This window comes from Serratia bockelmannii, from assembly GCF_051803255.1.
Taxonomy (GTDB): domain Bacteria; phylum Pseudomonadota; class Gammaproteobacteria; order Enterobacterales; family Enterobacteriaceae; genus Serratia; species Serratia bockelmannii.
The window spans coordinates 328,025-339,277 of sequence record NZ_CP196512.1 but is presented as its reverse complement, the minus strand read 5'-3'; the positions used below and the strand labels follow the sequence as shown (position 1 = coordinate 339,277).

Annotated in this window: 5 protein-coding genes and 2 rRNA genes; 3 read left to right on the top strand and 4 right to left on the bottom strand. The window is 55.8% G+C overall.

Annotated elements, in window-relative coordinates:
* Positions 1-33: 33 nt before the first annotated feature.
* On the bottom strand, positions 34-1,377 hold the full coding sequence (locus tag ACSJLU_RS01575) for a condensation domain-containing protein (RefSeq protein WP_164066309.1): 1,344 nt from the start codon (positions 1,375-1,377) through the stop codon (positions 34-36).
* A gap of 274 nt (positions 1,378-1,651) precedes the next feature.
* The gene (gltP, locus tag ACSJLU_RS01570) at positions 1,652-2,968 is read right to left on the bottom strand and encodes a glutamate/aspartate:proton symporter GltP (protein ID WP_043142347.1); all 1,317 of its coding nucleotides are present in this window, start codon (positions 2,966-2,968) and stop codon (positions 1,652-1,654) included.
* Between the two features lie 901 nt (positions 2,969-3,869).
* On the opposite strand from gltP, the gene acs reads away from it, so the two are divergent.
* From acs to actP, 3 genes are all read left to right on the top strand, one after another.
* The gene (gene acs, locus ACSJLU_RS01565; protein ID WP_025304955.1) at positions 3,870-5,828 is read left to right on the top strand and encodes an acetate--CoA ligase; all 1,959 of its coding nucleotides are present in this window, start codon (positions 3,870-3,872) and stop codon (positions 5,826-5,828) included.
* 92 nt (positions 5,829-5,920) lie between these two features.
* Positions 5,921-6,232 (top strand): DUF485 domain-containing protein, encoded by a 312-nt coding sequence (locus ACSJLU_RS01560; protein WP_004930047.1) that lies wholly within the window; start codon positions 5,921-5,923, stop codon positions 6,230-6,232.
* Positions 6,229-7,881, top strand: a complete 1,653-nt coding sequence (gene actP, locus ACSJLU_RS01555) for a cation/acetate symporter ActP (protein WP_025304954.1) — start codon at positions 6,229-6,231, stop codon at positions 7,879-7,881. The genes ACSJLU_RS01560 and actP overlap by 4 nt, the downstream gene beginning before the upstream one ends.
* A 178-nt stretch (positions 7,882-8,059) precedes the next feature.
* Here the strand turns inward: actP and rrf are convergent.
* Positions 8,060-8,175 (bottom strand): 5S ribosomal RNA (gene rrf, locus ACSJLU_RS01550).
* Between the two features lie 99 nt (positions 8,176-8,274).
* A 23S ribosomal RNA gene (locus ACSJLU_RS01545) occupies positions 8,275-11,182 on the bottom strand.
* Between the last annotated feature and the right edge of the window lie 71 nt (positions 11,183-11,253).

Sequence of the window (11,253 nt, the reverse complement as noted above, 5' to 3'; positions counted from 1 at the left end):
ACTCGGGCGGGGACATCCCCCGCCCGCATTTTCTCAGGCGGGTAACGCCGTCAGGGCCGCCAGCGGTTGCTCCCAGGCTTCCTGCTGCAGCGCACGCAACAGAAATTCTTGCAGCGCCTCGCCATAGTCCAACGCATCCTCCGTCGGGAACTGTTCCAGATAAATATCGATATCCACCTGCAGATCGCGGGCGTCGGTGCGGCCGCGATACGTCAGGTTAAAACCGTCGCCCGAGCCGCCGGCCAATACGCTGCGGGTACCGCGACAGCCAGTAAAACGAGGCGCATCGAAGGGTTGCACGTTGATGAAGGGGGAAATAAAGAAGCGCGAGCCCGGATCCACACCGCGATCGGCGGCCAATTGGCGCAGACGGTAGCCGGCGTGGCTGCGCAGCTCCCGCAGCTGTTGCGTCAGCGTGGTGAGAAAGCTCCCCAGCGTCTCCGCTTGCGGCGGTGACACCAGCAGCGGCAGAGTGTTGACCGCCAGCGAAGGCACGTTAGTGGCTGCCTGCCCACGGCGATTCATCGCCGGCATCCACATCGGCAGCGTATCGCCTTGCCGGGCACAGCGCGGCATCACCTGAAACAGCCAGGCCGCCGACAGCGCCACCAGCAAGTCGGGCCAATTGATGCCGCTACGCTCCGCCAACTGCGCAAGAGAGTGCGACACCGCCGCTGGCAGCCGGTGGTGGGTGCTCAGACGCCGTACGCCATAGGCCTCACCGCCCTTGCGCACCGTCGGCAGCACCTGCGACGGCGGCAGATAGGTCTGCCAAAAGCGCCGATCGCGCTCGCATCGCTCAGAATCAGCGTAGGCCAGCTCGGCCTGTTGAAAGACGTCGAAGGCGCCCAGAGGCATACCTGCGCTGCCCTCACCCAGATAGTGCGCATATAACGCGGCGCAGCGGTGTTCGATCAGGGCCATGCCGAAGCCATCAACCAGAATATGGTGCGCACGCACGTACCAGAGGTAGCGCTCCGGCCCCAGCTTGAGCAGCCAGGCTGCGGCTAACGGTTCGCTGTGCAGCGCCCGGCGCTGCGCGATATCTTCGCGCATCAGGTTTTGCGCCGCCTGCCAGGGATCGTCGTGCGTTTGCAGATCGATGCGTTGCAATGGCGGTGTGCGCTGTGGATCGTAACGTAACAGCGGGGGAGAGTCGCCATGCCGCTCACCAAAGCGCAAGGCAAACGCCTGCGTCTCGGCGAGAGTGGTGGCGATCGCCCGGCAGAGCGTCGCTTCCTCTACCGCGCCGCACAGTTCGGTGCAATGTGCGACGGTGGACAGAGTCTGCCCAGGGTGCAAGGTGTGTTCTTCCCAGAAATCAAGCTGCGCTGGCGCCAGCGGCAACCATTCAGAGGCCAAAGCGGTGTCCGACATGTTACCTACCTTTGATAAGCCCGAATAAAGACGCCGAACGGGCGTAACCCCACTGTTCAACGGCTTTTGCGTGTCTCCATACATCATCAAATGAAAATGATAATAACATCTATTATCATTTCTATTAATTTGGTAACACTTTAGATTTTGTTAAGCGGGGATGCAAGTCGCGCTGTAGAGCAGAGAAAAGAAAGTGGCGGGTTGGAGGGCCATAAAAACAAAACGCCCCGGCACAACTGCCTGGGGCGTTTTTAACGTCGGCGATACTCGGTGATTAGGCCTGGTTGGCCGGCTTCACCTTCTGTGCCAGGAACTCCGTTTCGTAGGCCAGCGCCTTCTTGCGATCGAACTGGTGCTCCCACTTGGCGATCACCAGTACCGCCAGTGCGTTGCCCACCACGTTCAGCGCGGTACGCGCCATATCCAGGATACGGTCCACGCCGGCGATGAACGCCAGGCCTTCCAGCGGGATGCCGACGCTGCCCAACGTCGCCAGCAGCACCACGAACGAGACCCCCGGCACGCCGGCGATCCCTTTCGAGGTCACCATCAGCGTCAGCACCAGCACGATCTCCTGCCCCAACGACAGTTCGATGCCGTACAGCTGGGCGATAAAGATAGCGGCGATGCTCTGGTACAGCGTCGAACCATCCAGGTTAAAGGAGTAGCCGGTCGGCACCACGAAGCTAGTGATCGACTTGGGCGCGCCGTAAGCCTCCATCTTTTCGATGATGCGCGGCAGCACCGTTTCCGAGCTGGCGGTGGAATAAGCCAGGATCAGTTCGTCTTTCAGGATGCGGATCAGCGTCCAGATGCGCAGGTTGCACAGCCGGGCGACCGCCCCCAGCACCACCAGGGCGAAGAACGCGATGGCGAAGTATACCAGCAGCACCAGCTTGGCCAGCGGCAGCAGCGAAGCGAAACCGAAGTTGGCTACCGTGACCGAAATCAGACCGAATACCCCGATCGGCGCATAGCGCATGATCATGTGGGTGACTTTGAACATGCTCTCGGACACCGCCTTGAACACCTTCAGCAACGGTTCTTTGGTCTCTTTCGGCAACGACGACAGCCCCAGACCGAACAGCACCGAGAAGAAGATAATCGGCAGCATGTCGCCCTTGGCCATCGACGAGAAGACGTTCGATGGGATCAGCGACAGAATGGTCGCCACCAGACTGTGCGAACCGCTTTGCACCTGTTCGGTGGTTTTCTCATACTGCGAAATGTCCACCGTGGTCAACGTCGACATGTCGATGCCGTGGCCGGGTTGGAATACGTTGGCCAGCGTCAACCCCACCACGATGGCGATGGTGGTGATCACTTCGAAGTAAATAATGGTTTTCAATCCGATGCGGCCCAGCTTTTTCGCATCGCCTACGCCGGCAATACCGACGATCAGCGTGGAAATAACAATCGGCACCACAATCATCTTGATCAGACGAATAAAGATATCACCCGCCGGGCTGAGAATATTGCTGACCAGCCACTCACGAGATTCTGTCTGGTTGTGCAATACCGCGCCAACAATAATACCCAGTACCAACGCGATCAGGATTTGCCAAGCCAGGCTAATTTTTACACTTTTCATACCCAAAAAGTCCTCAAAGACTCTTTGCGCCGTACAAAGTCGCAACACGGCGAAAAGAATACTTAATCATTTATTACAGGCTTATGTTAATTCAGTGGAAGCGTTCACCTGCCCTGGGTGCGACGCAGTATAAATCTGTATCATCCGGGCGGCATGCTCTGCAAGCCTTGATTTGTCAGGGTTGAGCGCTGAATCGAATCACAAAAATTTCGCGTAACTATTTCAAATGGCATAATTGCTTGTTATTAAAAACATAATTTTTCAGATAATGAAGCACATAACCGCGCCGGTGACGTTTTTTTGAACGCGATTAAAATGCGTTATTTTTCGTCCATTCTGCATATTTAGTCCGCACCGAATGTTTATATTTTGTTACTCAAAAGTCAAATAAATGGGAATTGGCCGAGTGACATTTTCACCCATAAATGCAGCGCCATTTTATATTTAGATTAAAAATCGAACGATACCGCAGGATGAATGCCATAGGGTATTTCCCGAGTTTTCATCAGGTATGAAGCATTCATAGAACGTTATTTCACGATGTGCCGTCCATCGTTATATCGCGTTAATACCAACTTCGAATATTAATAGCGAAAAATAATCAAAAAAGATTTATAGCGCGAAATAATGCTGGTCTCTCCCATCCTTATTAAGCGCGAGGCAAATACCCTCGCCTTTTTTTATTCTTTTTTGTTCTTTAGGTAAGTGTTTTTGGTTAAAAACGTGGGTTTATGAGGATTTAAGCGCCAAATAGATAGATATGTCCTGCAAATGCGACAGAACGATTACAAATCAATATCTTTGTTGCGTGATCTGCCGCGCAAAAAAGAAACAAAGAATCGTAGCAAACTATACTTAACCTTCAGTTGACATATCATTAACAACTTCAAGGAGAAAAGCTATGAGCCAACTGCATAAACACGCTATTCCTTCTGCAATTGCAGAACGCGCCCTGATTAATCCGGCACAATACCAACAGTATTATCAACAGTCGGTTCAAGACCCAGAGGCTTTCTGGGGTGAGCATGGCAAAATCCTGGACTGGATCAAACCCTATACCAAAGTCAAAAACACCTCGTTCGATCCGGGCCACGTCAGCATCCGTTGGTTTGAAGACGGCACGTTGAACCTGGCGGCCAACTGTCTGGATCGTCATTTGGCCGAGCGCGGCGACCAGACCGCCATTATCTGGGAAGGCGACGACCCGACCCAATCCAAAAAGGTGACTTACAAACAGCTGCACCATGACGTCTGCCAGTTCGCCAACGTGCTGAAAAAGCTCGGCGTGAAAAAAGGTGACGTGGTGGCTATCTATATGCCGATGGTGCCGGAAGCGGCGGTCGCGATGCTGGCCTGCGCGCGTATCGGCGCCGTACATTCGGTGATCTTCGGCGGCTTCTCACCGGAAGCGGTCGCCGGACGCATTATCGACTCCAACGCCAGGCTGGTGATCACCGCCGATGAAGGCCTGCGCGCCGGCCGTGCCGTGCCGCTGAAAAAGAACGTCGACGATGCGCTGAAAAATCCCGGCGTAGTCAGCGTGGCCAACGTCGTGGTGTTCCAACGCACCGGGAAACCGGGCTACTGGCAGGAAGGGCGCGATCTGTGGTGGCATGAGCTGACCCAGGGCGTCTCCGCCGACTGCCCGCCGGCAGAAGTGAACGCCGAAGATCCGCTGTTTATCCTGTATACCTCCGGTTCGACCGGCAAGCCGAAAGGCGTGCTGCACACCACCGGCGGCTACCTGGTCTACGCCGCGATGACCTTTAAGTATGTGTTCGACTACCACGACGGCGACATCTATTGGTGCACCGCCGACGTGGGCTGGGTCACCGGCCACAGCTATCTGCTGTACGGCCCGCTGGCCTGCGGCGCCACCACGCTGATGTTCGAAGGCGTGCCTAACTATCCGGGCGTTAATCGCCTGTCGCAAGTGATCGACAAGCACCAGGTCAACATTCTGTATACCGCACCGACCGCCATTCGCGCCCTGATGGCCGAAGGCGACAAGGCGATCGAGGGCACACGACGCGATTCGCTGCGTATCATGGGCTCGGTCGGCGAGCCGATCAACCCGGAAGCCTGGGAGTGGTACTACAACAAGATAGGCAATGCAAAGTGCCCGATCGTCGACACCTGGTGGCAAACCGAAACCGGCGGCTTCATGATTACCCCGCTGCCTGGCGCCACCGAGCTGAAAGCCGGGTCTGCTACGCGGCCTTTCTTCGGCGTACAGCCGGCATTGGTCGATAACGTCGGCACACCGCAGGAAGGCGCCTGCGAAGGCAACCTGGTGATCGTCGATTCCTGGCCGGGCCAGGCGCGTACCCTGTTCGGCGATCATGACCGCTTCGAGCAAACCTACTTCTCGACTTTCAAAGGCATGTACTTCAGCGGTGACGGCGCACGCCGCGACGAAGACGGTTACTACTGGATCACCGGCCGCGTCGATGACGTGCTGAACGTCTCCGGCCACCGTCTGGGCACCGCCGAGATTGAGTCCGCGCTGGTATCGCACCCGAAAATCGCCGAAGCGGCAGTGGTCGGCATTCCTCATAACATCAAAGGCCAGGCGATCTACGCCTACATCACGCTGAACCACGGCGAAGAACCGACGCCGGAGCTCTATACCGAAGTGCGCAACTGGGTGCGCAAAGAGATAGGGCCGATCGCCACGCCGGACGTACTGCACTGGACAGATTCGCTGCCCAAAACGCGCTCCGGCAAGATCATGCGGCGTATCCTGCGCAAAATTGCCGCCGGCGACACCAGCAACCTGGGGGATACCTCTACGCTGGCGGATCCGGCCGTCGTCGACAAGCTGTTGGAAGAAAAACAATCAATGAAAGTGCCGTCATAATTTATGCCGCTTCAGGCCGCTCAATCCGGATCACGCACCGTTGAGCGGCCCTGGCGCGGCGTACTCTCTCAATACCGACTGGAGACACTCTGATGAATGACACCATTTATCAAGGGATTGAAGAAAACCCGCGCTTTAAAGAGCTGGTGAGAAAACGCGGCCGGTTCGCCTGGCTGCTTTCACTGATTACGCTGGCGCTGTACGTCGGCTTTATTCTGTTGATCGCCTTCGATCCGCAATGGCTCGGCACGCCGATCGCCGCCGGATCGACCATCACCCGCGGGATCCCGGTCGGCGTCGGGCTGATCGTGATCTCTTTCGTCTTGACCGGGATCTACGTGTTTCGCGCCAACGGCGAATTCGATCGCCTCACCGCAGAGATTCTGCGCGAGGTGAAACAATGAAGCGCTTATTGTCCGCCGCCGCGCTGCTGTTGCTGCCCGGTCTGGCCTGCGCCGACGCCATTGGCGGCGAGGTGCATCGCCAGCCGCTGAACATCCAGGCGATCGTGATGTTTATCCTGTTTGTCGGCGCCACCCTGTACATCACCTACTGGGCTTCCAAACGCACCCGTTCCCGTCAGGATTACTACACCGCGGGCGGGCGCATCACCGGTCTGCAAAACGGGCTGGCGATCGCCGGTGACTTCATGTCCGCCGCCTCGTTCCTCGGTATCTCCGCCCTGGTCTACACCTCGGGCTATGACGGACTGATTTACTCCATCGGCTTCCTCATCGGCTGGCCGATCATTCTGTTCCTGATCGCGGAGCGCTTGCGCAACCTCGGCCGTTATACCTTTGCCGATGTCGCCTCTTACCGTCTGCAGCAGAAACCGATCCGCACCCTCTCGGCCTGCGGCTCGTTGGTGGTGGTGGCGCTGTATCTGATCGCGCAGATGGTCGGCGCCGGCAAGCTGATCCAGCTGCTGTTCGGGCTCAACTACCATGTGGCGGTGATCCTGGTCGGCATCCTGATGGTGCTGTACGTGCTGTTCGGCGGCATGCTGGCCACCACCTGGGTGCAGATCATCAAGGCGGTGCTGCTGCTGGCCGGCGCCAGTTTTATGGCGCTGATGGTGATGAAGTCGGTTAACTTCGACTTCAATACCCTGTTCGCCGAAGCGGTGAAGGTGCATCCGAAAGGCATCGCCATCATGAGCCCCGGTGGTCTGGTGTCCGATCCGATTTCCGCGTTGTCGCTCGGTCTCGCGCTGATGTTCGGCACCGCCGGTCTGCCGCACATCCTGATGCGTTTCTTCACCGTCAGTGACGCCAAGGAAGCGCGCAAGAGCGTGTTCTACGCCACCGGCTTTATCGGTTACTTCTATATTCTGACCTTTATCATCGGCTTCGGCGCCATCTTGCTGGTCAGCGCCAATCCGGCGTTCAAAGACGCCACCGGCGCGCTGCTGGGCGGCACCAATATGGCGGCGGTGCACCTGGCCAATGCCGTTGGCGGCAACTTCTTCCTCGGCTTTATCTCGGCGGTAGCCTTTGCCACCATTCTGGCGGTCGTCGCGGGCCTGACGCTGGCCGGCGCCTCAGCGGTTTCCCACGATCTGTACGCCAGCGTGATGAAAAACGGCAAGGCGACCGAGCGTGACGAGCTGAAGGTCTCCAAGATCACCGTCGTGGTATTGGGCCTGGTTGCTATTGCCCTGGGGATTTTGTTCGAGAAGCAGAATATCGCCTTTATGGTCGGGCTGGCGTTCTCTATCGCTGCCAGCTGTAACTTCCCTATCATCATCCTGTCGATGTACTGGTCGCGTTTGACGACCCGCGGCGCGATGATTGGCGGCTGGCTGGGTCTGTTAACGGCGGTGATTCTGATGATCCTCGGCCCGACGATCTGGGTGCAGATCCTCGGCCATGAAAAACCGATTTACCCGTATGAATACCCGGCGCTGTTCTCGATGATCGTGGCCTTTGTCGGCACCTGGCTGTTCTCGATCACCGACAGCTCGCTGGCCGGGCAGCAGGAGCGGGAACGCTTCCGGGCTCAGTTTGTCCGTTCGCAAACCGGGCTGGGTATCTCTCAGGGCAGCTCGCATTAATCGAATAATAAGTGAAAAAAAGCAAACACACCCTAATCAAAGGCCCTTCGGGGCCTTTTCTCTGGCTGTCTGTCGGAGATAAGCTGGGGAGAGCAGCGCAGCGTAGCTGCGCTTTTTTACGTTTTACGCACAGCAAAAAGCCCTGAACGTCAGTTCAGGGCTTTCGGCTTTATTTGATGCCTGGCAGTGTCCTACTCTCGCATGGGGAGACCCCACACTACCATCGGCGCTACGGCGTTTCACTTCTGAGTTCGGCATGGGGTCAGGTGGGACCACCGCGCTATTGCCGCCAGGCAAATTCTGTTTCATTCCAACCGCCTCACTCCCGTGAAGCCATCAGAACCAATCTCGGAACTTCGCTGAAAATCTCTCTAAAAACACCTTCGGTGTTGTAAGGTTAAGCCTCACGGATCATTAGTACTGGTTAGCTCAATGCATCGCTGCACTTACACACCCAGCCTATCAACGTCTTAGTCTTAAACGTTCCTTCAGGGGCCTTAAAGGCCCAGGGAAGACTCATCTTGAGGCAAGTTTCGCGCTTAGATGCTTTCAGCGCTTATCTTTTCCGCACTTAGCTACCGGGCAATGCCATTGGCATGACAACCCGAACACCAGTGGTGCGTTCACTCCGGTCCTCTCGTACTAGGAGCAACCCCTCTCAATCTTCCAACGCCCACGGCAGATAGGGACCGAACTGTCTCACGACGTTCTAAACCCAGCTCGCGTACCACTTTAAATGGCGAACAGCCATACCCTTGGGACCTACTTCAGCCCCAGGATGTGATGAGCCGACATCGAGGTGCCAAACACCGCCGTCGATATGAACTCTTGGGCGGTATCAGCCTGTTATCCCCGGAGTACCTTTTATCCGTTGAGCGATGGCCCTTCCATTCAGAACCACCGGATCACTAAGACCTACTTTCGTACCTGCTCGAGCCGTCACTCTCGCAGTCAAGCTAGCTTATGCCTTTGCACTAACCTCACGATGTCCGACCGTGATTAGCTAACCTTCGTGCTCCTCCGTTACTCTTTGGGAGGAGACCGCCCCAGTCAAACTACCCACCAGACACTGTCCTCACCCCAGATTATGGGGCCGAGTTAGAACATCAAACATTAAAGGGTGGTATTTCAAGGATGGCTCCACGCAGACTGGCGTCCACGCTTCAAAGCCTCCCACCTATCCTACACATCAAGGCTCAATGTTCAGTGTCAAGCTATAGTAAAGGTTCACGGGGTCTTTCCGTCTTGCCGCGGGTACACTGCATCTTCACAGCGAGTTCAATTTCACTGAGTCTCGGGTGGAGACAGCCTGGCCATCATTACGCCATTCGTGCAGGTCGGAACTTACCCGACAAGGAATTTCGCTACCTTAGGACCGTTATAGTTACGGCCGCCGTTTACTGGGGCTTCGATCAAGAGCTTCGCCTTGCGGCTGACCCCATCAATTAACCTTCCAGCACCGGGCAGGCGTCACACCGTATACGTCCACTTTCGTGTTTGCACAGTGCTGTGTTTTTATTAAACAGTTGCAGCCAGCTGGTATCTTCGACTGGCTTCAGCTCCATCCGCGAGGGACTTCACCTACATGCCAGCGTGCCTTCTCCCGAAGTTACGGCACCATTTTGCCTAGTTCCTTCACCCGAGTTCTCTCAAGCGCCTTGGTATTCTCTACCTGACCACCTGTGTCGGTTTGGGGTACGATTTAATGTTACCTGATGCTTAGAGGATTTTCCTGGAAGCAGGGCATCAACTACTTCTGCACCGTAGTGCATCGTCATCACGCCTCAGGGTTAATATGCAACCGGATTTACCAGGTCACACCCCCTACACGCTTAAACCGGGACAACCGTCGCCCGGCTAGCCTAGCCTTCTCCGTCCCCCCTTCGCAGTAACACCAAGTACAGGAATATTAACCTGTTTCCCATCGACTACGCTTTTCAGCCTCGCCTTAGGGGTCGACTCACCCTGCCCCGATTAACGTTGGACAGGAACCCTTGGTCTTCCGGCGAGCGGGCTTTTCACCCGCTTTATCGTTACTTATGTCAGCATTCGCACTTCTGATACCTCCAGCAACCCTCACAGGCCACCTTCAACGGCTTACAGAACGCTCCCCTACCCAACAACGCCTAAGCGTCGCTGCCGCAGCTTCGGTGCATGGTTTAGCCCCGTTACATCTTCCGCGCAGGCCGACTCGACCAGTGAGCTATTACGCTTTCTTTAAATGATGGCTGCTTCTAAGCCAACATCCTGGCTGTCTATGCCTTCCCACATCGTTTCCCACTTAACCATGACTTTGGGACCTTAGCTGGCGGTCTGGGTTGTTTCCCTCTTCACGACGGACGTTAGCACCCGCCGTGTGTCTCCCGTGATAACATTCTTCGGTATTCGGAGTTTGCATCGGTTTGGTAAGCCGGGATGGCCCCCTAGCCGAAACAGTGCTCTACCCCCGAAGATGAGTTCACGAGGCGCTACCTAAATAGCTTTCGGGGAGAACCAGCTATCTCCCGGTTTGATTGGCCTTTCACCCCCAGCCACAAGTCATCCGCTAATTTTTCAACATTAGTCGGTTCGGTCCTCCAGTTAGTGTTACCCAACCTTCAACCTGCCCATGGCTAGATCACCGGGTTTCGGGTCTATACCTTGCAACTAATCGCCCAGTTAAGACTCGGTTTCCCTACGGCTCCCCTATACGGTTAACCTTGCTACAAAATATAAGTCGCTGACCCATTATACAAAAGGTACGCAGTCACACCACGAAGGTGCTCCCACTGCTTGTACGTACACGGTTTCAGGTTCTATTTCACTCCCCTCGCCGGGGTTCTTTTCGCCTTTCCCTCACGGTACTGGTTCACTATCGGTCAGTCAGGAGTATTTAGCCTTGGAGGATGGTCCCCCCATATTCAGACAGGATGTCACGTGTCCCGCCCTACTCATCGAACTCACGACCTGTGCATTTTAGTGTACGGGGCTATCACCCTTTGCTGCGCGACTTTCCAGACGCTTCCACTAACACACAAGCCGATTCAGGTTCTGGGCTCCTCCCCGTTCGCTCGCCGCTACTGGGGGAATCTCGGTTGATTTCTTTTCCTCGGGGTACTTAGATGTTTCAGTTCCCCCGGTTCGCCTCATGCCACTATGTATTCATGACATGATAGTGTGTCGAAACACACTGGGTTTCCCCATTCGGGTATCGCCGGTTATAACGGTTCATATCACCTTACCGACGCTTTTCGCAGATTAGCACGCCCTTCATCGCCTCTGACTGCCTAGGCATCCACCGTGTACGCTTAGTCACTTAACCTCACAACCCGAAGATGTTTCCATCGTTCGTGCTGCAAACATTTGAGAGACTCTATGACAGGTTACTCTTCA